Below are 20,336 nucleotides of genomic sequence, written 5' to 3' on the forward strand. Positions count from 1 at the left end.
GGCTCGATAAGAATGGCTCGCATCTGACGAGGCCTTTCGCCCGGGTCCCACAGACACGATACGCCTGCGGGTTGACTCGCGTCATGCCAAAAAGTTATAATCATGGGCTTCCGACGACCAACAAGTCATGTTGGTCACCCTTGCACTACTCGCGGATCTGTGAATCCCGTCGCGGTGCAAGGTCCTCCACGCCGGGCCCAGCCCGGCAAACCGGCCGGATCTTTTTCCGGCCCCATTGCCACGTCACGCTCATCCAGGCGGCGCCCCTCGACCAGGCCCGTTGTCTGCGAATGAAGCATCCGGCGGGCACTGGCTTCGTCGCCACGTCGTTTTCAGTGCCTGTCGGCAGCCCTCGGGGCTCGCCGGGCCATTGCATGCGCATGCGCAAACTTCATGCGCGCTGTCGGGCAGCTCCCTCATCGGGCTGATGGCGTGGCCGTTGCCGTCCTTCGGGGCGGTGCTGTGTCCACCCTTCACTCAAGGAGCCCCGGCATATGGCCAAAGGAATTCTCATCGACCATGTCTTCAAGGTGTTCGGCGATTCGCCCGAGCAAGCCCTGGAGCTGGTCCGCCAAGGTTTTTCCAAGAAGGAAATCCTGGCGCAAACCGGCCAGTCGATCGGCGTGTTCGATGCCACCTTCGAGATCCAGGCCGGCGAGATCTTCGTGATCATGGGCCTGTCGGGCTCGGGCAAGTCGACGCTGGTGCGCCTGCTCAACCGCCTGATCGAGCCGACCGCCGGGCGCATCGTGATCGACGGCGCCGACATCAACGAGCACTCCGACAGCAAGCTGCGCGCGCTGCGCCGCAAGGACATCAGCATGGTGTTCCAGTCGTTCGCGCTGATGCCGCACATGACGGTGCGCGAGAACACCGCCTTCGGCCTGGAGCTGTCGGGCACACGCAAGAAAGACCGCCTCGCACAGGCCGACCTGGCGCTGGCGCAGGTGGGCCTTTCGGGCTGGGGCGACAGCTACCCCGACGAGCTCTCGGGCGGCATGCAGCAGCGTGTGGGCCTGGCGCGCGCGCTGGCGTCTGACCCGTCGATCCTGCTGATGGACGAGGCCTTTTCGGCGCTCGACCCGATCATCCGCACCGAGATGCAATCGGAACTGCTGCGGCTGCAGCAGGTGCAGCGCCGCACCATCGTCTTCATCTCGCACGACCTGGACGAAGCCATGCGCATCGGCGATCGCATCGCGATCATGAAGGACGGCCACGTGATCCAGGTCGGCACGCCCGACGAGATCCTGCGCAGGCCGGCCGACGACTATGTGCGCAGCTTCGTGCGCGGCGTCGACGCGGCGGCGGTGTTCAAGGCGGCCGACATCGCGCGCAAGTCGCTCACCGTGGTGTGCGAGCACCCCGAGCGTGGCGCGCACGCGGCGCTCAAGCTGCTCGAAGACCAGGACCGTGACTTCGCCTACGTGACCAGCCCGACCAAGCGCTTCCTGGGCGTGGTCTCGGCCGACACGCTGCGCGGTGCGCTCGACGGGCATTCGGGCCCGCTCGGACTGCATCACGCCTTTCTCGACGAGCTGCCGCGCATCGACGCCGAAGCCCCCGTGGCCGGCCTCATTGGCCAGCTCGCGCAGGCGCCGTGCGCGCTGCCGGTGGTGGCCGGCGACGGCCGCTTCTGCGGCGCGATCAGCAAGACGACGCTGCTCAAGTTCCTCGACCGCGACACGCCGCCGATCGAACCCGTCTCGCCGCACGCCGCCCCCGCACTCGCCGCCGAGCCGCACTGAATTCACGAAGGACCTTGAACGATGAACGACACCACATTGCCTTCCGACCTGAACGCGCCCCTGATGGACGCCCCCGTCCTGGACACGCCCGCGGCGCCCCCCGCCCTCGATCCATGGGAAGCGATCTCCGCCGCGCCTGACACCTCGACCGCCAGCGCCTGGCTCGACGCGCCGGCGAACACCGCGCACGCCCTCGCCGGGCAGGCCGACACCGCCACCGGCGGCTTCGCATTGCACCGCCTGTGGGACGGCTCGCTGCCCGTCGAGGCCTGGATCAACCAGGGCCTGGGCTGGGTGGTGGAGCATTTCCGCCCCTTCTTCCAGACCGTGCGCCTGCCCATCGACAGCACGCTCAACTCGGTGCAAAGCCTGCTCACCGCCCTGCCCGCGCTGCCGATGATTGCGATCATCGGCTTGCTCGCCTGGCAGTTCGCCGGCCGCGCGCTGGCCATCGGCACCGTCGTGTCGCTGATGCTGGTGACCCTGCTCGGCATCTGGCCCGAAGCCATGGTCACGCTGTCGCTGGTGCTGACCTCGCTGGTGTTCTGCATGGTCATCGGCCTGCCGCTGGGCGTGCTGCTGGCCAGCAACGACCGGGCCCAGCGCGTGATGCGCCCGGTGCTCGACGCGATGCAGACCACGCCGGCCTTCGTGTACCTCGTGCCGGTGGTGATGCTGTTCGGCATCGGCAACGTGCCGGGCGTGATCGTGACGATCGTCTTCGCGCTCGCCCCGCTGGTGCGCCTGACCAACCTCGGCCTGCGCCAGGTGCGGCCCGACCTCATCGAGGCCGCACGCGCCTACGGCGCCTCGCCCTGGCAGATGCTGCTGAAGGTGAAGCTGCCGCTGGCCATGCCGTCGATCATGGCCGGCATCAACCAGGCGCTGATGCTGTCGCTGTCGATGGTGGTGATCGCCTCGATGATCGCCGTGGGCGGCCTGGGCCAGATGGTGCTGCGCGGCATCGGCCGGCTCGACATGGGCCTGGCCACCGTCGGCGGCCTGGGCATCGTGCTGCTGGCGATCACGCTGGACCGCCTGACGCAGGCCATGGGCAAGTCGCGCCGCAGCGCCGGCCACCGCTGGTGGTACACGGGCCCGGCCGGCCTCGCGCTGCGCACGCTGCAGCGCCTCGTGGGCACGCCTTCACGCAGCCAGCCGCATGCCGACGACGCCGTGCCCGCCCTTTCCACACAAGCGCACTAACGATCACGGAGGACATCCACGCATGAAGACAACCCGCCTCTTCTTCGCCCGCGGCCTCCTGGCGCTGGGCCTTGTCGCCTTCGGCACCTTGGGTGCGGCCGCGCAAACCGCCGCCGCCGAACTGCCCGGCCAGGGCATCACCGTGCAACCGCTGAAAAGCTCGCTCGCCGAGGAAGCCTTCCAGACGCTGCTGGTGATGCGCGCGCTCGAAAAGCTCGGCTACAAAGTCGAGCCGATGAAGGACCTCGAGCCCGCCACCGAGCATCTGGCCATTGCCAATGGCGACGCCACCTTCATGGCCAACCACTGGAGCCTGCTGCACGCCGACTTCTACAAGAACAGCGGCGGCGACGCCAAGCTGTGGCACCAGGGCGTGTACTCCGACGGCGCGGTGCAGGGCTACCTGATCGACCGCAAGACCGCTGAGCAGTACAACATCACCAACCTCGCGCAGCTCAAAGACCCGGCCATCGCGAAGCTGTTCGATGCCGACGGCGACGGCAAGGCCGACCTCACCGGCTGCAACCCCGGCTGGGGCTGCGAGCTGGCCATCGAGGGCCACCTGAGCGCCTACCAGTTGCGCGACAGCGTGACCCACAAGCAGGGCAGCTACGCCGCGCTCATGGCCGACACTATTGCGCGCTTCAAGCAGGACAAGCCGATCCTTTACTACACCTGGACGCCCTACTGGGTCAGCGCCGTGCTGCGTCCGGGCGCTGACGTGGTCTGGCTGCAGGTGCCGTTCTCGCCGCCACAGGCCGGCGAGCCGGTGAACACGCGGTTGTCGAACGGCCGCAACTACGGCTTCCTGGCCAACCAGCAGCGTATCGTCGCCAACCGCGCCTTCATCGAGAAGAACCCCGCCGCCGGCCGCCTGTTCGAAGTGATGAAGCTGCCGATCGCCGACATCAACGCACAGAACCTGCGCATGAGCGAAGGCGCGAACAGCATGCAGGACGTGACGCGCCACGCCGACGGATGGATTCGCGTGCACCAGGCGACCTTCGATGGGTGGATTGCCGAGGCGCGCGCCGCCGCCCGGTAACGCCGACTCACACCCGTGCCGGCGCCCTTTCGCCCGGCGCCGGCCTGCGGTATTGGTGGCTGAGATAATCGAGGGCGTTCCCCCTCCAAGAAGACTCCCCACCATGACGACCACGATCCAGCAGGCCGACCTGATCGAATCGATCAGCGCCGCGCTCCAGTACATCAGCTACTACCACCCCGCGGACTACATTGCCCATTTGGCCAAGGCCTACGAGCGCGAGCAGAGCCCCGCCGCCAAGGACGCCATTGCGCAGATCCTCACCAACAGCAAGATGAGCGCCACGGGCCACCGCCCGATCTGCCAGGACACCGGCATCGTCAACGTGTTCCTCAAGGTCGGCATGGACGTGTGCTGGGGCGGCTTCACCGGTTCGCTGGACGACGCCATCAACGAAGGCGTGCGCCGCGGCTACAACCACCCCGACAACACGCTGCGCGCCTCGGTCGTGGGCGACCCGCAGTTCGATCGCAAGAACACCAAGGACAACACGCCCGCGGTGATCTTCACCGAGATCGTGCCCGGCAACACCGTCGAGGTGACGGTGGCCGCCAAGGGCGGCGGCAGCGAGAACAAGAGCAAGCTGGTCATGCTGAACCCCGGCGACAGCGTGGTCGACTGGGTGCTCAAGACCGTGCCCACCATGGGCGCCGGCTGGTGCCCGCCCGGCATGCTGGGCATCGGCATCGGCGGCACCGCCGAGAAGGCCGCGCTGATGGCCAAGGAAAGCCTGATGGACGACCTGGACATGCACGAGCTGCAGGCCAAGGCCGCCTCGGGCGCCGAGCTGAGCAAGGTCGAGGCGCTGCGCCTGGAGCTGTTCGAGAAGGTCAATGCCCTGGGCATCGGCGCGCAGGGCCTGGGCGGCCTGGCCACCGTGCTCGACGTCAAGATCAAGATGTACCCGACGCACGCGGCCAGCAAGCCCGTGGCGATGATCCCCAACTGCGCGGCCACGCGCCACGCGCACTTCGTGATGGACGGCAGCGGCCCGGTCTACCTCGATCCGCCGTCGCTCGACCTGTGGCCCGACGTGAACTGGGCGCCCGACGAAAAGAAGAGCAAGCGCGTCGACCTGAACAAGCTCACGCCCGCCGAAGTCGCCAGCTGGAAGCCGGGCGACACGATCCTGCTGAACGGCAAGATGCTCACCGGCCGCGATGCCGCGCACAAGCGCATCCAGGACATGCTGGCCAAGGGCGAGAAGCTGCCGGTCGATTTCACCAACCGCGTCATCTACTACGTCGGCCCGGTCGATCCGGTCGGCAACGAAGCCGTGGGCCCCGCCGGCCCGACCACCGCCACGCGCATGGACGGCTTCACCGAGATGATGCTGGCCCAGACCGGCCTGATCGCCATGATCGGCAAGGCCGAGCGCGGCCCGGTCGCCATCGAGGCGATCAAGAAGCACAAGAGCGCCTACCTCATGGCCGTGGGCGGCGCCGCCTACCTCGTGAGCAAGGCCATCAAGACCGCCAAGGTCGTGGGCTTTGCGGACCTGGGCATGGAAGCCATCTACGAATTCGACGTGGTCGACATGCCCGTGACCGTGGCAGTCGATGCCGGCGGCACCAGCGCGCACATCACCGGCCCGGCCGAGTGGCAAAAGCGCATCGCCAGCGGCGAGTTCAAGACCATTCCGCTGGAAGTCGCTTGAACCCGGTCGGCGTGTTCGACAGCGGCGTCGGGGGGCTGAGCACGCTCGCCGCGCTGCAGGCCGAGCTGCCGACCGAACGCTTCGTCTACTTCGCCGACACCGCGAACGCGCCCTATGGCGAGCGCGGCGACGCCTACGTCATCGCGCACTCGCGCCAGGTGGTCGAACACCTGCTGCGCGCGCACGGCATCAAGGCGCTCGTGGTGGCCTGCAACACGGCCACCACGGCGGCGATCCACGTGCTGCGCGCCGAATTCCCCTCGCTGCCCATCGTGGGCCTGGAGCCGGCGCTCAAGCCGGCCGTGGCGACGAGCCGCACGGGTCACATCGCGGTGCTGGCCACGCGCGGCACGTTGGCCAGCGCCCGGTATGCGGCGCTGCGCGATTCCTTTGCAGGCACGACGACCGTGCGGCCCGTGCCGTGTGACGGCCTCGTGAAGGCCATCGAAGGCTTCGACAGCGCCACCATCGCCGCGCTCTGCGCGCGCTACATGGCGGAGGCCGGCCCCTTCGGCGATCGCCCGGGCCAGGTCGACACCGTGGTGCTCGGTTGCACGCACTACCCGCTCGTGAAAGACGAACTGCAGCGCCACGCACCGTCGACGCTGCGCTTCATCGACACCGGTGCACCGGTCGCGCAGCAGACGCGCCGCGTGCTGACGTCGCTCGGCCGGCTGGCAGATGACAACAGCGAAGGCGGGCTGGTCCTCGAGAGCAGCGGCGTCCTGGCGGTGCTCGAAGCAGCCGCCGCGCGTTGGCTGCCCGCGCGTTCGCAAAGCGCCGCGGTGCCTGCGGCAAACGTCGCCTGACCTCATCACGATTGGCAATGCGCGCCCTCTTCTTCCTGCGTCATGCACTGCTCCTGCTGGGCCTGGCTTCGGCCGTCGGCCTGAGTCACGCCGCCTGCGAAAGCGGCTTGGCCGAGCGCATGCATGCCAAGCTTTATCCCAGGCAACCGCTCGACGAGCGGCTCGCGGCCTGCAAGGTCTGGCCGGCGTTCCCCGGCCGCAGCATCGTGGTGCTGCCGATGCCGCGCGAGACCACCGACAAGGGAGCCAAGGTCTTCGACCTGGCGCTGCTGCTCATCCAGCGGCCCGACAACGGCAACACCGACCGCGACACGGTGATCGGGCGGATCTTCCTGCCCGAAGCGCTCGACGAAGACGCCACCACCGCGATCCAGGAGATCCGCGTCGACACCTCGCGCTACGTGCTGTCGCCCGACACGCGCGCCTTCGGCCTGCGCGTGCGCTACCGCGGCAACAGCCCGACCTCCGGCCCGCAGGCCAGCGAGACCGTGCGCCTGTACGTCCAGCATGGCAACAAGCTGCGCCAGGTGCTGCAGGAGGTCGAGCTCGACCACGACAACGGCGGCTGGGACGCCACCTGCACCGGCCACTTCGAGAAGCTGCGCACGATGCTGTCGGTCGCGCGCACGACGAGCAACGGCTTCGCCGACCTGCAGCTGTCGCGCACGCTGGTGCAAAGCCGTGCGCAGGAACAGGAAGACCAAGGCTGCGTCGAGAAAGCGCTGCCGGCGAAGTTCAGCACCGTGACGCTGCGCTATGACGGCGAGCGCTACAAGGTGCCGAAGTCGCTGCAGCAGATGCCCTGACGGGCTACGACGCGGCGGGCTTTTCGCGCAGCGCTGCGGCCCGACCTCGCGCCATATCGATCGGCAGCAACAGCACGAGCCCGGCCACGAACAGCACCGCGGTCGAGAGGATCGCGATGCGTTGGTTGCCGCCGGTGGCCCAGGTGATGGCACCGAAGCTCAGCGGGCCGATGATGCTGGCCAGTCGCGTGGCGAAGGTCCAGAGCCCGAAGAACTCGGCAAGCTGCTGCGGCGGCGCGAGGTAGCCCGTCATCGCGCGGCCGGCAGATTGGCTCGAGCCCATCGCCAGCCCCGCGATGGCGGCGGCCCACCAGAAGCCGCCCTTGGTCGTGACCCATGCGGCGATCACGCAGACCGCGATCCACGCGAGCAGCGTCGCGGCCAGCGACAGCTTGTGGCCGACGCGGTCCTGCACGTAGCCGAAGGCGAAGGCGCCGAGCGCGGCCGCCAGGTTGAGCACGAAGATCAGCACCATCGTCTCGCTCGCGACGAAGCCGATCACCTGCTCTGCGTAGATCGCCGCCAGCGTGATCGCCACCGCCACGCCGCCCTGGTAGCAGACGGTGCAGACCAGCAGCCACATGAAGTCGCGGTAGGCGCGGGCCTGCTGGAACGTGGCGCGCAGCTGCTGCCACGCGCTGTTCTGGCCGCAGCTGGCCTGCGGCGCAGCGCGCTCGGGCAGCAGCGCAAACGTCGCGCAGGCGGCAGCGCCGTAGAGGGCCGCCGTGATCAGCATCGTGACCGGCACGAAATGGGCCGCCGGTAGCCCGCGGGCCTGCGACCACAGCACGTAGGCCAGGCACAGCCCCAGCGCCAGCATGCCGCCGACATAGCCAAAGGCCCAGCCCCAGCCGCTCACCTTGCCCATGCCTTCGGCTGTCGCCAGCTCAGGCAGGAAGGCGCCGGTCAGCGACTCGCCGTAGGAATAAAACGCATTGGAGACGATCACCAGCGCCATCGCGAGCGCAACGCCCATCGCGCCGCCCGCAAAGCCCGGCGTGAGCGCGAGCGCCGCGGTGGCGAACACGCAACCTGTGGTCGTCATGACCAGCACGCGCTTCTTGGCACCATGCAGGTCGGCCCAGGCGCCGATGGCGGGCATCGTGAGCATCACGATGGCGTACGAGGTGCTGAGGGCCGCGGTCCACGCGAAGGTGGCCCATGGCGCGCCCTTGGCGATGCCGCCGACGAAGTAGGCGGCGAACACCGCCGTGATCACGACCGTGGTGTAGCCCGAGTTCGCGAAGTCGTACATCGCCCAGCCGAACACCTCGCGCTTGCGCACGCCGGGGCGCAACGCGGAGGCTGGGAACAGGGCCATGCGGCCTTGGGACCGGGCGGAGAAGTGAGCGGGTTAGTGCAAGTGGCGCGGACGACGGCCACCGCCGTGACCACCACCGCCGCTGCCGCCGCCAGCGCCACCGGCACCGCGCGGACGCTTGCCGATTTCGAGCGAGTTCACGAGTGCGTCGAAACGGTCGCTGAAGAGGCGATCGATTTCGGAGACCACGCCACCCAGCTCGGCGCCGTCGAAGTGGCGTTCCATGAGGTTGACCACGTCTTCGACCAGCAGGTCGCGCTGCACCTGCATGATCGCGGCCGGATTGGGGCCCACGAACAGCATCAGGAAGTCGTCGCGCGACTCTTCGTCGGGGTCACCCTCTTCTTCGTCGAAATCGGTGTCGTAGAAGGTGACTTCAATCGCGGCGCCGCGCTCGGAGAGTTCGTTCAGGGCCATGCACATCTCGTCGAGCGCCTGGCGGAAGTCTTCATCGCCCGGCACGGTCCAGCAGATCTGCAGCGTGTGGTCTTTTTGCTCGAAGCGGATGCCCGGCTCTTCTTCGTAGGTGCTGGTGGCACCGTCGGCCAGCGATTTGGCGCCCGCGTATTTCCAGAGCGGCTTCAGCGCCTCCTGGATTTGCTCGAAGCTCGCGTCCGCGCGCAACGGCACATCGCCGTGCACATGGATCTCAAATGGAGCGTTGTAGCGAGGCATCAAATACTCCCTTGTAAATATGGTGGTACCCGGAACGGGGGTCGAACCCGTATGCCCCGATCAAGGAAGCGGCGGATTTTAAGTCCGATGTGTCTACCAATTTCACCATCCGGGCCACAGGTTGAACATCGACGATACCCCAAATGAAACAAGCCCCGGCAACGTCGGTTGGCGGGGCTTGCGTATCGGAGCCGATCGGTCTTGATGAGAGGGTGGAGGCGCGACCCGGAGTCGAACCGGGCTACACGGATTTGCAATCCGTTGCATAACCGCTTTGCTATCGCGCCACGCTGAATAACGAAATCGAACTGCGAAAAAAAGGGAAGCTGGTTGCTTCCCTTTTTCAAAAACTGGAGCGGGAAAAGAGTCTCGAACTCTCGACCTCAACCTTGGCAAGGTTGCGCTCTACCAACTGAGCTATTCCCGCGTTTCGAGCCTCAAATTATATACCAGTTTTTCGAGGCTTCACAAGTTCTGCAATCAATCGATCAATGCTTGACCGAGCCTTCGGAAGCCGGTGCCCCAGCACGCTGCTTGGCCAGTTCGGCCACCGCAGCAGCCGATGCGGCCACCTCTTCGTCGGACAGCGGCTCGGGCATCTTCTCGAGTGCGATCTCGAGCACCTTGTCGATCCACTTCACCGGGACGATCTCGAGGCCGTTCTTCACGTTCTCGGGAATGTCCTGCAGGTCCTTGGCGTTCTCTTCGGGAATCAGCACGGTCTTGATGCCACCGCGCAGGGCGGCCAGCAGCTTTTCCTTCAGGCCGCCGATGGCCGTGACTTCGCCGCGCAGCGTGATCTCGCCGGTCATCGCGACGTCGGCACGCACCGGGATGCCCGTGAGCGCCGACACGAAGGCCGTCGTCATCGCTGCACCCGCGCTCGGTCCGTCCTTCGGCGTGGCGCCATCGGGCACGTGGATGTGGATGTCGCGCTTCTCGAACACCTCGTCCTTGATGCCCAGGCGGCGCGAGCGGCTGCGCACCACGGTGCGCGCGGCCTCGACCGATTCCTTCATCACGTCGCCGAGCGAACCCGTGCGGCTGATCACGCCCTTGCCTGGCATGGTGACCGCCTCGATCGTCAGCAGGTCGCCGCCGACCTCGGTCCACGCAAGGCCGACCACCTGGCCGACCTGGTTCTGCTTCTCGGCCAGGCCGAAGCTGTACTTGCGCACGCCGAGGAACTCGTTGAGGTTCTCGCCGTCGACCGTGACCTTGGGCGTCAGTTGCTTGAGCAGCAGGCCCTTTACCACCTTGCGGCAGATCTTGGACAGCTCGCGCTCCAGCGAACGCACGCCGGCTTCCCGCGTGTAGTAGCGCACGATGTCGCGCACGGCGGATTCGGTGACGGCCAGCTCGTCGTCCTTCACGCCGTTGTTCTTCAGCTGCTTGGGCAGCAGGTACTTGATCGCGATGTTGGTCTTCTCGTCCTCGGTGTAGCCCGACAGACGAATGACTTCCATGCGGTCCAGCAGTGCGGGCGGGATGTTCATCGAGTTCGAAGTGGCGACGAACATGACGTCGCTCAGGTCGAAGTCGACTTCCACGTAGTGGTCGCCGAAGGTGTGGTTCTGCTCGGGGTCGAGCACCTCGAGCAGCGCGCTCGACGGGTCGCCCCGGAAGTCCGTGCCCAGCTTGTCGATTTCGTCGAGCAGGAACAGCGGATTGCGCGTGCCGATCTTGCTCAAGCCCTGCAGCACCTTGCCCGGCAGTGCGCCGATGTAGGTGCGGCGGTGGCCGCGAATTTCAGCTTCGTCGCGCATGCCGCCCAGCGCCATGCGCGTGTACTTGCGGCCGGTCGCCTTCGCGATCGACTGCCCCAGCGAGGTCTTGCCGACACCCGGCGGGCCCACGAGGCACAGGATGGGTGCCTTCACCTTGTCGACGCGTTGCTGCACCGCAAGATATTCAAGGATGCGGTCCTTGACCTTCTCGAGGCCGTAGTGGTCGGCGTTGAGCACGGCCTCGGCATTGGCCAGGTCGTGCTTGATCTTGGTCTTCTTGCTCCACGGCAAGGCGATGAGCACGTCGATGTAGTTGCGCACCACGGTGGCTTCGGCCGACATGGGCGACATGAGCTTGAGCTTCTTGAGCTCGCCCTCGGCCTTCTTCAGGCCTTCCTTGGACATCTTGGCGAGCTTGATCTTCTTCTCGATCTCCTCGATGTCCGCCCCCTCTTCGCCTTCGCCGAGCTCCTTCTGGATGGCCTTCACCTGCTCGTTGAGGTAGAAGTCGCGCTGATTCTTCTCCATCTGGCGCTTCACGCGGCCACGGATCTTCTTGTCGACATTGAGGATGTCGACCTCGCGTTCGAGCTGGCCGAACAGGTTTTCCAGGCGCGCCTTGACGTCGTCGAGGTCGAGCACGGCCTGCTTGTTGTCGAGCTTGAGCGGCAGGTGGGCGGCGATGGTGTCGGCCAGGCGGCCGGCGTCGTCGATGCTCGAGATCGAGGTCAGGATCTCGGGCGGAATCTTCTTGTTCAGTTTGACGTACTGGTCGAACTGCTGCATCACCGCGCGGCGCAGCGCCTCGACCTCGGTGCCCTTCTCGCCGCCTTCGAGCGCCTCGACGGGCGTCACGTTGGCCGAGAAATGGGTTTCGCCGTCATCGATGCGGTTCACGCGGGCGCGCTGCTGGCCTTCGACCAGCACCTTCACGGTGCCGTCGGGCAGCTTGAGCATCTGCAGGATGGTCGAGACGCAGCCGACCTCGAACATGTCCTCGACCGAGGGCTCGTCCTTGGCGGCGGCCTTCTGGGCCACCAGCATGATGCGGCGCTCGGCTTCCATCGCCAGCTCGAGCGCCTTGATGCTCTTCGGGCGACCCACGAAGAGCGGGATCACCATGTGGGGAAACACCACGACGTCGCGCAGCGGCAGCAGCGGCAGGTCGAGGGCTTCGGGGGGCAATGGGGTATGACCAGACATGAGCGTCCTTGTCCTTTAGGCCTTTTTCGCCGTTTCGCGGTACACGAGCAGCGGGGGCTTGTTTTCGTCGATGGTCGATTCCTCGACCACCACCTTGTCGACATTGGTCGCGTTCGGCAATTCGAACATGGTGTCGATCAGCGACTGTTCAAGGATCGAGCGCAGGCCGCGCGCACCGGTCTTGCGGGCCAGCGCCTTGCGTGCGATCGCCTTGAGCGCCGCGGGACGGATTTCGAGGTCCACGCCTTCCATCTGCAGCAGCTTGGTGAACTGCTTCACGACCGCATTCTTGGGCTCGGTCAAGATCTGCACCAGCGCGTCTTCGCTCAGCTCGGCCAGCGAGGCGACCACGGGCATGCGGCCCACGAGTTCGGGGATCAGGCCGAACTTGATCAGGTCTTCGGGCTCGACTTCGCGGAACACCTCGGTGATGCTGCGCTGGGCCTTGCTCTTGACCGCGGCACCGAAGCCGATACCCGAGGCCTCGGTGCGGTTTTCGATGACCTTCTCGAGGCCCGAAAAGGCCCCGCCGCAGATGAACAGGATGTTGGTCGTGTCGATCTGCAGGAAGTCTTGGTTGGGGTGCTTGCGCCCGCCCTGGGGCGGCACGCTGGCCATGGTGCCTTCGATGAGCTTCAGCAGTGCCTGCTGCACGCCCTCGCCCGACACGTCGCGCGTGATCGAGGGGTTGTCTGACTTGCGCGAGATCTTGTCGATTTCGTCGATGTAGACGATGCCGCGCTGGGCGCGCTCGACCTCGTAGTTGCAGCTTTGCAGCAGCTTCTGGATGATGTTCTCGACGTCCTCGCCCACGTAGCCGGCTTCCGTCAGCGTGGTGGCGTCGGCCATCACGAAGGGCACGTCGAGCATGCGCGCGAGCGTTTGCGCGAGGAGCGTCTTGCCCGAACCCGTGGGGCCGATCAGCAGGATGTTGCTCTTGCTGAGCTCGACCTCGTCGCCCTTGGTGTTCTTTTCCTTGTGGCGCAGGCGCTTGTAGTGGTTGTAGACCGCCACCGACAGCATGCGCTTGGCCGGCTCCTGGCCGATCACGTAGTTGTCGAGGTTGGTCTTGATCTCCAGCGGCGTGGGCAGGTCGCTGCGCGCGTCGCGCGCTTCCTCACCGGCCGGCAGCTCGTCGCGGATGATCTCGTTGCACAGGTCGATGCATTCGTCGCAGATGAAGACCGAAGGGCCCGCGATCAGCTTCTTGACCTCATGCTGGCTCTTGCCGCAGAACGAGCAATAAAGCGTTTTTTCGCTGGAGGTGCCTTTTTTTTCGGCCATGGACTTTTGCCTCGTGACAGGGTATGGACAATGATAACTAAACAAAAACGGCGTTTCCCGTGTGGAAAACGCCGTTTTTGCCTTTTGGGCGCCCGAGGCGCCGGGCGGCTTTAACCGCGCTGGGCGACGACCTGGTCGACCAGGCCGTAATCCTTGGCCTCGTCGGCCGTGAGGAAATAGTCGCGTTCGGTGTCCGACTTGACCTTTTCCAGCGGCTGGCCGGTGCGCTCAGCCAGGATGCGGTTCATCTGGTCCTTGGTGCGCAGGATGTCGCGCGCATGGATTTCGATGTCGGTGGCCTGGCCGCGTGCGCCGCCGAGCACCTGGTGGATCATGATCTTCGAATTGGGCAGCGAGAAACGCTTGCCCTTCTCGCCGGCTGCCAGCAGGAAGGCGCCCATGCTGGCCGCGAAGCCCAGGCACATGGTCGACACCGACGGCTTGATGAACTGCATGGTGTCGTAGATCGCCATGCCGGCGCTCACGCTGCCGCCCGGGGAGTTGATGTAGAACGAAATGTCCTTGTCCGGGTTCTCGCTCTCGAGGAACAGCAGCTGGGCCACCACGAGGTTGGCGGTCTGGTCGTTGACCTCGCCCACCAGGAAGATGATGCGCTCCTTGAGGAGACGCGAGTAGATGTCATACGACCGCTCGCCGCGGCCCGACTGCTCGACGACCATCGGGATCATGCCGAGGCCTTGAATTTCCTGTGCGCTCATGAATTTGCTCTCCGGAAAATGGATTCGTTCGCTCTGATTGAACTGTACGCCTGAGTGAAATGGGGCTCGTGCCGCAAAGCACAAGCCCCATCGGCGTTGCTGCATGCAGCGACGGAAACCAGCTTACTGCTGCTGCGCCATCAGTTCGTCGAACGACACCGACTTTTCGTTGACCTTGGCCTTGCCGAGCACGAAGTCGGTCACGTTGTTTTCGATGACCACGGCTTCGACTTCCGCCAGGCGGTTGTTGTCGCTGAAGTACCAACGCACGACGTCTTGCGGCTTCTCGTAGCTGGCGGCCAGCTCGTCGATGTGGGCCTTGATCTGCTCGGGCTTGGCCTGCAGTTCGTTGGCACGCACCAGCTCGGCGACCACCAGGCCCAGGCGCACGCGGCGCTCGGCTTGCGGGCGGAACACTTCTTCGGGGATCGGCGCCTTGTCGGCGTCCTTGATACCGCGCTGCTTGAGCTCGGCGCGGGCGCCTTCGATCATGCGGGCGACTTCCGACTGCACGCTGGCGTTCGGCAGGTCGAGCTCGGCGTTGGCCACCAGGGCGTCCATCACGGCGTTCTTGTTGCGGGCCAGCAGGCGGAACTTCACTTCGCGCTCGAGGTTGCGCTTGATGTCGGCGCGCAGGCCTTCCACGGTGGCTTCGGCGATGCCGAGCGACTTGGCCAGCTGTTCGTTGACTTCGGGCAGGTGCGACGCTTCGATCTTCTTCACGGTGACCATGAAGTCGGCTTGCTTGCCGGCCACGTCCTTGCCGTGGTAGTCGGCCGGGAACGACAGCGGGAAGGTGCGGCTGTCGCCGGACTTCATGCCGCGCACGGCGTCTTCGAATTCCTTGAGCATCTGGCCTTCGCCGACGACGAACTGGAAGTCTTCGGCCTTGCCGCCCTGGAAGGGCTCGCCGTCGATCTTGCCTTCGAAGTCGACCGTCACGCGGTCGTTGTCTTCGGCCACGGCGTCTTGGGCGCGCTGGGCGAAGGTACGGCGCTGCTTGCGCAGGATGTCCAGGGTCTTGTCGATGGCTTCGTCGCCGACTTCGGCCGACAGCTTCTCGACTTCAGCGCCCGACAGGTCGTTGATCTTGACTTCGGGGAACACTTCGAAGACCGCGTCGAAGGCGAGCTGGCCTTCGGGCGACTCTTCCTTCTCGGTGATGCGGGGCTGGCCGGCGACGCGCAGCTTGGCTTCGTTCGCGGCTTGCGAGAAGGCCTCACCGACCTTGTCGTTCATGACTTCGTAGTGCACCGAGTAGCCGTAGCGCTGGGCCACGACGTTCATCGGCACCTTGCCGGGACGGAAGCCGTCCATCTTGACGGTGCGCGCGAGCTTCTTGAGGCGCGAATCGACTTCGTTCTGGATGGTGCCGACCGGCAGGGTCAGCGTGATCTTGCGTTCGAGCTTCTCGAGAGTTTCAACGTTCACGGTCATGGTGTCTTCCTTGTGAGGGGTGTGGCTGGTGCGCGGGGCCGGACTCGAACCGGCACGTTCTTGCGAACGTCAGGACCTAAACCTGGTGCGTCTACCAATTTCGCCACCCGCGCGATGCCAAATTTCAGGTGAATGCAAAGGCGGACGGCCTCGGCGCTGCGGAAAAACCGCTGGCCCAAGACCGTCCGCCTGAAATCGGTCAACCGCGCATTTTAAACGCAAGAATGGGGGCCTTCCGGCTTCCCCCTTTCGGGGATTTCACCCACTCTCGCGCAAGGGATACGGACCGCGCGAAAACGGCCCGTGGAAAGCGCTTTTTCAGGCCGCTTGCGGCTCCCGCTTGATGCGGAAGGCCGCGGCATACATCGCCGGCAGCGCCAGCAGCGTCAGCACGGTGGCAACAATCAGCCCGCCCATGATGGCCACGGCCATCGGCCCCCAGAACACGCTGCGCGACAGCGGAATCATTGCCAGCACAGCCGCCGCGGCGGTCAGCACGATGGGGCGCAAGCGCCGCACGGCCGATTCGACGATCGCATCCCAGGCCGGCACGCCGGCCGCCCGATCGCTCTCGATCTGGTCGATCAGGATCACGGCGTTGCGCTGGATCATGCCCATCAGCGCGATCACGCCGAGCAGCGCGACGAAGCCGAAAGGCCGGTTCAGCAGCAGCAGCGCGGCGGCCACGCCGGCGATGCCCATCGGGCCGGTGATGAACACCAGCAGCGAGCGGCTGAAGCTGTGCAGCTGCAGCATCAGCAGCGTGAACACCAGGAACAGCATGATCGGCACGCCCGCCACGATGGAGGCCGAGCCCTTGCTGCTTTCCTCGACCGCGCCCGCCACCTCGATGCGGTAGCCGCCCTGCCCGGCCGCATGCCAGCCGGCCTCGAGCTTGCGCAATTGCGGCAGCAGTTGCTCGGTCACGGTGGCGCCCTGCAGGCCTTCCACCACGTCGCCCTGCACGGTGATCGCGTAGTCGCGGTTCTCGCGCCACATCACGCCGGGCTCCCAGGTGAACACCGGTCGGGCGATCTGCGTGAGCGGGATCGAACGGCCCGTGGTCGTCGGGATGTAGGCGTTGCCGATGTCCGAAATCGCCTCGCGCTCGTCGGCCGACTGGCGCAGCACGATGTCGATCAGCAGGTCGTTCTCGCGGTACTGGCCGACCGTGGTGCCGCTGAACATCGTGCGCGATGCCTGCGCGATGGCCTGGCTCGTCACGCCGAGCGCGCGCGCCTTGGCTTGGTCGATCTCGAGGCGGATCACCTTGACCGACTCATTCCAGTTGTCGTTCACGCCGATGAGGTTCGTGTTCTCGCGCAGCACGGCCTTCACCTCGTCGGCGCGCTCACGCAGCTGGCCGGGCTCGGTGCCGACCACGCGGAACTGCACTGGGTACGGCACCGGCGGGCCGTTGGGCAGCAGCTTGACGCGGCCGCGCACCTCGGGAAACTCTTCGGCGAGCACCGCGGGCAGGCGCAGGCGCAGGCGCTCGCGCACCTTCAGGTCCTGGGCCAGCACGATGAGCTGCGACACGTTGGTCTGCGGAAACACCTGATCGAGCGGCAGGTAGAAGCGCGGCACGCCGGAGCCGATCCAGGTGCTGACGGTCTTCACGCCCTCTTCCTTCATCACGCGCTGTTCGACGCGCCTGGCCACCTCTTCATTCGCGGCGAACGACGTGCCCTCGGGGAACCAGAGGTCCACCATGATCTCGGGCCGGCTCGAATCGGGGAAGAACTGCTGCTGCACCTTGCCCATGCCGACGATGCCGAGCGCAAAGATCAGCACGGTGGCGCCGATGGTCAGCCAGCGGTGCTGCACGCACCAGTTCACCGCGCGGCGAAAGCGGTTGTAGAACGGCGTGTCGAACAGCTCGTGCGGCGGCGCGTCGGGGTCGTGCGGCTTCACCTTGAGCAGCAGCGTGCCCAGGTACGGCACAAAGTACACCGACACGATCCACGACAGCACCAGCGCAATCACCGTGACCGCGAAGATCGCGAAGGTGTATTCGCCCGTCACCGACTTGGCGATGCCGATCGGCAGGAAGCCCGCCGCCGTGATGAGCGTGCCCGTGAGCATCGGCTTGGCCGTCACGTCGTAGGCGAAGGTGGCGGCGCGGACCTTGTCGTAGCCCTCTTCCATCTTCCGCACCATCATCTCGACCGCGATGATCGCGTCGTCGACCAACAGGCCGAGCGCGATGATCAGCGACCCCAGCGATATCTTGTGCAGCCCGATGCCGAAGTAGTTCATGGCCAGGAAGGTCACGGCCAGCACCAGCGGAATGGTGATCGCCACCACCAGCCCCGGGCGCATGTCGATGTACCAGCCGAAGCGCCCGCCCTTGTGCAGGCCGAGCGCGATGATGCTCACGGCCAGCACGATGGCCACGGCCTCGATGAGCACGCCGACGAATTCGTTGACCGAGCTGGCCACCGACACCGGCTGGTCCTGCACCTGCGCCAGCTTCACGCCGGCCGGCAGGCGCTGGTCGATAGTCGCGGTGGTGGCCTTCAGCGCCTTGCCCAGGGCGATGATGTCGCCGCCCTTGGCCATGGAGACACCGAGCGCGATCACTTCCTTGCCCTGGTGATGCACCTTCACGGCCGGCGGATCGACATATCCGCGGCGGATCTCGGCGATGTCGCCGAGCTTGATCTGGTTGCCCGAGCTGCCGCGAATCGGCATCTCGCGCAACTGCTCGACGCTGGTGAACTGGCCGCCCACGCGCACCTGCACCACGTCCAGCGGCGACTGGATCGTGCCGGCGCTTTCGACCGCGTTCTGCGAGCCGAGCTGCGCCAGCACGGCGTTGAAGTCGAGCCCCAGCTGGGCCAGGCGCTTCTGCGAAATCTCGATGAAGACTTTTTCGTCCTGCACGCCGAACTGGTCGACCTTGGCCACGTCCTTCACGCGCAATAGCTGCTGGCGCACGTCGTCGGCCAGCGTCTTCAATTCGGCGTAGCTGAAGCCTTCGCTCTCCAGCGCGTAGATCACGCCGTAGACGTCGCCGAAATCGTCATTGAAGAACGGCCCCTGCACACCCGCGGGCAAGGTGCCGCGCATGTCGCCGACCTTCTTGCGCACCGTGTACCAGACGTTGGCCACCTCGGCGGCCTTCGACGAATCCTTGATCTGGAAAATGATCTGCGACTCGCCGGGCTTGGAGTAGCTGCGGATCTTGTCGGCGTACGGCGCTTCCTGCAGCGTGCGCTCGATCTTGTCGGTGACCTGCTCGGCCACCTGCTGCGCGGTCGCGCCAGGCCAGTAGGTGCGCACCACCATCGCGCGGAAGGTGAACGGCGGGTCTTCGTCCTGTCCGAGCTGGAAGTACGCAAACGCGCCCAGCACCATCAGCACCACCATCAGGTAGCGCGTGAGCGGCGCGTGGTCGAGCGCCCATTTGGAAAGATTGAAGCCGGCGGGTTTGTGTCCGGGAGTTTCAGGGTTCGCGGGGGTCGCAGGGCCTTCCGTCATTTGGCGGCACCCGCTGCGATCTCCTTCTTCGTCGCGGCCACGGCCTCGACGGCCCGTTGCTGCGCCTGCGCCTGTTGCTGGCCGTTGGCGGCGGCCGCCATGGCCTCCTTCGACTGGTAGACCGTGACCTTCTGCCCCGGCGACAGCACGTGCACGCCCGCGGCCACGACCATCGCGCCGGGCGCCAGGCCCGCGCCGATCACCGCTTCATTGCCGTCGGCCGTGACCACCTGCACCGGCTGCGAGCGCACGGTCATGCTGTCCTTGTCGAGCACCCAGACCGCCGAGCCCTTGCCTTCCTGGCGCAGCGCGCTGGTCGGCAGCTTGATCACCGCGACATCGGTGCGCGCCAGGGCCTGCGGCCGGGCGTAAACCGTGGCGCCGAGCGCCGGCGACGTGGCCGCGTCGATCGACACCTTGACCGAATAAGTGCGCGTGACCGCGTCGGCACTGGCCGCCACCTCGCGCACCTTGCCTTGCAGCACCTCGCCGCCGGACCAGCCGCGCACCGCGACCGGCGAGCCGGTCTTGATCAGCGCGGCGCGGTCTTCAGGCACCGCGAACACCACATCGCGCGCGCCGTCCTGGGCGATGCGCACGACCGGCGTGCCGGCCTGCACCACCTGGCCCGGCTCGGCCTCGATGGCGGTGATGACACCCGCCACGTCGGCCACCAGCGTCGTGTAGCTGGCCTGGTTGCCTTGCGAGGCCAGTTGTGCCTGCGCCTGCTCGAGCTGCGCCTGCGCGGCCTTCCAGGTGGTTTCGCGGCGTTCCAGTTCGGCGCCGCTGATGAAGTTCTGCGAGCGCAGCTCGGTGTAGCGCTTCAGGTCGGCAGCCGCGAGGTCGCGGTTGGTCTGCGCGGCGGCCTGCTGGGCACGGGCGGCCTCGGCGGCGAGGCGGTAGTCCTGCGGATCGAGCTGCGCCAGCACCTGGCCGGCCTGCACGTGCTGGCCGAGTTCGGCCTGGCGCTTGGTGATTTTTCCGGCGACGCGGAAGCCCAGGCGCGATTCGACGCGGGCCCGCACCTCGGCTGAGAACTCGGGCTGGGCGTCGTAGTCGCTGGTGCCGACGGTCACGAACTTGACCGCCCTCACGGGCTCGGGGGCAGGTGGTTTCGGCGAACAGCCGGCCAGAAGTATGGCGGGAAGCAGCAGCCAGGCGGCGCTGCGGGCACGGAGTGAGGCGGCGGAGGCGGTCATGAGACACCCAAGAAGAG

At 66.3% G+C, this 20,336-nt stretch carries 14 protein-coding genes and 4 tRNA genes; 6 read left to right on the forward strand and 12 right to left on the reverse strand.

Annotated elements, in window-relative coordinates; all coding sequences use genetic code 11:
* Positions 1 to 494 precede the first annotated feature (494 nt).
* The 6 genes from proV to GFK26_RS26040 all read left to right on the forward strand — a co-directional run bounded on the left by proV (position 495) and on the right by GFK26_RS26040 (position 7,271).
* Positions 495 to 1,748 carry a glycine betaine/L-proline ABC transporter ATP-binding protein ProV gene (gene proV / locus GFK26_RS26015; protein ID WP_099796730.1) on the forward strand — a complete coding sequence of 418 codons (1,254 nt, stop codon included), beginning with the start codon at positions 495 to 497 and terminating at the stop codon, positions 1,746 to 1,748.
* A 21-nt stretch (positions 1,749 to 1,769) separates the two neighbouring features.
* Entirely contained in the window at positions 1,770 to 2,954 is a 1,185-nt protein-coding gene (proW, locus tag GFK26_RS26020; RefSeq protein WP_153284500.1) for a glycine betaine/L-proline ABC transporter permease ProW, read from the forward strand.
* Between the two features lie 22 nt (positions 2,955 to 2,976).
* On the forward strand, positions 2,977 to 3,999 hold the full coding sequence (proX, locus tag GFK26_RS26025) for a glycine betaine/L-proline ABC transporter substrate-binding protein ProX (RefSeq protein ID WP_153284501.1): 1,023 nt from the start codon (positions 2,977 to 2,979) through the stop codon (positions 3,997 to 3,999).
* A gap of 103 nt (positions 4,000 to 4,102) precedes the next feature.
* A complete protein-coding gene (locus GFK26_RS26030; RefSeq protein WP_153284502.1) occupies positions 4,103 to 5,656 on the forward strand; it encodes a fumarate hydratase in 1,554 nt (517 codons plus the stop codon).
* Complete coding sequence (murI, locus tag GFK26_RS26035; protein WP_153284503.1) at positions 5,653 to 6,465, forward strand: glutamate racemase; 813 nt, start codon at positions 5,653 to 5,655, stop codon at positions 6,463 to 6,465. Before GFK26_RS26030 ends, murI begins: the two co-directional genes overlap by 4 nt.
* A 17-nt stretch (positions 6,466 to 6,482) precedes the next feature.
* The gene (locus GFK26_RS26040; protein WP_153284504.1) at positions 6,483 to 7,271 is read left to right on the forward strand and encodes a hypothetical protein; all 789 of its coding nucleotides are present in this window, start codon (positions 6,483 to 6,485) and stop codon (positions 7,269 to 7,271) included.
* Between the two features lie 4 nt (positions 7,272 to 7,275).
* Here GFK26_RS26040 and GFK26_RS26045 read toward each other — a convergent pair whose 3' ends face one another.
* The 12 genes from GFK26_RS26045 to GFK26_RS26100 form a co-directional block, all read right to left on the reverse strand.
* On the reverse strand, positions 7,276 to 8,592 hold the full coding sequence (locus GFK26_RS26045) for an MFS transporter (protein WP_153284505.1): 1,317 nt from the start codon (positions 8,590 to 8,592) through the stop codon (positions 7,276 to 7,278).
* Between the two features lie 33 nt (positions 8,593 to 8,625).
* On the reverse strand, positions 8,626 to 9,267 hold the full coding sequence (locus tag GFK26_RS26050; protein WP_153284506.1) for a DUF6806 family protein: 642 nt from the start codon (positions 9,265 to 9,267) through the stop codon (positions 8,626 to 8,628).
* A 23-nt stretch (positions 9,268 to 9,290) separates the two neighbouring features.
* Positions 9,291 to 9,382, reverse strand: a tRNA-Leu gene (locus GFK26_RS26055).
* 98 nt (positions 9,383 to 9,480) lie between these two features.
* A tRNA-Cys gene (locus GFK26_RS26060) sits at positions 9,481 to 9,554 on the reverse strand.
* A 64-nt stretch (positions 9,555 to 9,618) separates the two neighbouring features.
* Positions 9,619 to 9,694, reverse strand: a tRNA-Gly gene (locus tag GFK26_RS26065).
* A gap of 61 nt (positions 9,695 to 9,755) precedes the next feature.
* On the reverse strand, positions 9,756 to 12,197 hold the full coding sequence (gene lon, locus GFK26_RS26070) for an endopeptidase La (protein WP_101492931.1): 2,442 nt from the start codon (positions 12,195 to 12,197) through the stop codon (positions 9,756 to 9,758).
* Between the two features lie 15 nt (positions 12,198 to 12,212).
* Positions 12,213 to 13,481, reverse strand: a complete 1,269-nt coding sequence (gene clpX / locus GFK26_RS26075; protein ID WP_099796720.1) for an ATP-dependent Clp protease ATP-binding subunit ClpX — start codon at positions 13,479 to 13,481, stop codon at positions 12,213 to 12,215.
* A gap of 110 nt (positions 13,482 to 13,591) precedes the next feature.
* Complete coding sequence (clpP, locus tag GFK26_RS26080; protein WP_095745077.1) at positions 13,592 to 14,200, reverse strand: ATP-dependent Clp endopeptidase proteolytic subunit ClpP; 609 nt, start codon at positions 14,198 to 14,200, stop codon at positions 13,592 to 13,594.
* Positions 14,201 to 14,323: 123 nt separating this feature from the next.
* A complete protein-coding gene (tig, locus tag GFK26_RS26085) occupies positions 14,324 to 15,637 on the reverse strand; it encodes a trigger factor (protein ID WP_153284507.1) in 1,314 nt (437 codons plus the stop codon).
* A 26-nt stretch (positions 15,638 to 15,663) separates the two neighbouring features.
* A tRNA-Leu gene (locus GFK26_RS26090) sits at positions 15,664 to 15,750 on the reverse strand.
* A 205-nt stretch (positions 15,751 to 15,955) separates the two neighbouring features.
* Positions 15,956 to 19,120: an efflux RND transporter permease subunit gene (locus tag GFK26_RS26095; protein WP_153284508.1), complete on the reverse strand. Its 3,165-nt coding sequence runs from the start codon at positions 19,118 to 19,120 to the stop codon at positions 15,956 to 15,958.
* Positions 19,117 to 20,319: an efflux RND transporter periplasmic adaptor subunit gene (locus GFK26_RS26100; protein WP_153284509.1), complete on the reverse strand. Its 1,203-nt coding sequence runs from the start codon at positions 20,317 to 20,319 to the stop codon at positions 19,117 to 19,119. Before GFK26_RS26100 ends, GFK26_RS26095 begins: the two co-directional genes overlap by 4 nt.
* Positions 20,320 to 20,336 lie beyond the last annotated feature (17 nt).

Source organism: Variovorax paradoxus (genome assembly GCF_009498455.1).
GTDB lineage: Bacteria > Pseudomonadota > Gammaproteobacteria > Burkholderiales > Burkholderiaceae_C > Variovorax > Variovorax paradoxus_H.

What these genes read in the sequence shown, in the direction of transcription:
- GFK26_RS26030 (WP_153284502.1), top strand. Translation starts at nt 4,103, where the DNA reads ATGACGACCACGATCCAGCAGGCCGACCTGATCGAATCGATCAGCGCC.
- GFK26_RS26045 (WP_153284505.1), bottom strand. Translation starts at nt 8,592, where the DNA reads ATGGCCCTGTTCCCAGCCTCCGCGTTGCGCCCCGGCGTGCGCAAGCGC.
- proV (WP_099796730.1), top strand. Translation starts at nt 495, where the DNA reads ATGGCCAAAGGAATTCTCATCGACCATGTCTTCAAGGTGTTCGGCGAT.
- lon (WP_101492931.1), bottom strand. Translation starts at nt 12,197, where the DNA reads ATGTCTGGTCATACCCCATTGCCCCCCGAAGCCCTCGACCTGCCGCTG.
- GFK26_RS26050 (WP_153284506.1), bottom strand. Translation starts at nt 9,267, where the DNA reads ATGCCTCGCTACAACGCTCCATTTGAGATCCATGTGCACGGCGATGTG.
- clpP (WP_095745077.1), bottom strand. Translation starts at nt 14,200, where the DNA reads ATGAGCGCACAGGAAATTCAAGGCCTCGGCATGATCCCGATGGTCGTC.
- clpX (WP_099796720.1), bottom strand. Translation starts at nt 13,481, where the DNA reads ATGGCCGAAAAAAAAGGCACCTCCAGCGAAAAAACGCTTTATTGCTCG.
- proW (WP_153284500.1), top strand. Translation starts at nt 1,770, where the DNA reads ATGAACGACACCACATTGCCTTCCGACCTGAACGCGCCCCTGATGGAC.
- GFK26_RS26040 (WP_153284504.1), top strand. Translation starts at nt 6,483, where the DNA reads ATGCGCGCCCTCTTCTTCCTGCGTCATGCACTGCTCCTGCTGGGCCTG.
- GFK26_RS26100 (WP_153284509.1), bottom strand. Translation starts at nt 20,319, where the DNA reads ATGACCGCCTCCGCCGCCTCACTCCGTGCCCGCAGCGCCGCCTGGCTG.
- proX (WP_153284501.1), top strand. Translation starts at nt 2,977, where the DNA reads ATGAAGACAACCCGCCTCTTCTTCGCCCGCGGCCTCCTGGCGCTGGGC.
- tig (WP_153284507.1), bottom strand. Translation starts at nt 15,637, where the DNA reads ATGACCGTGAACGTTGAAACTCTCGAGAAGCTCGAACGCAAGATCACG.
- GFK26_RS26095 (WP_153284508.1), bottom strand. Translation starts at nt 19,120, where the DNA reads ATGACGGAAGGCCCTGCGACCCCCGCGAACCCTGAAACTCCCGGACAC.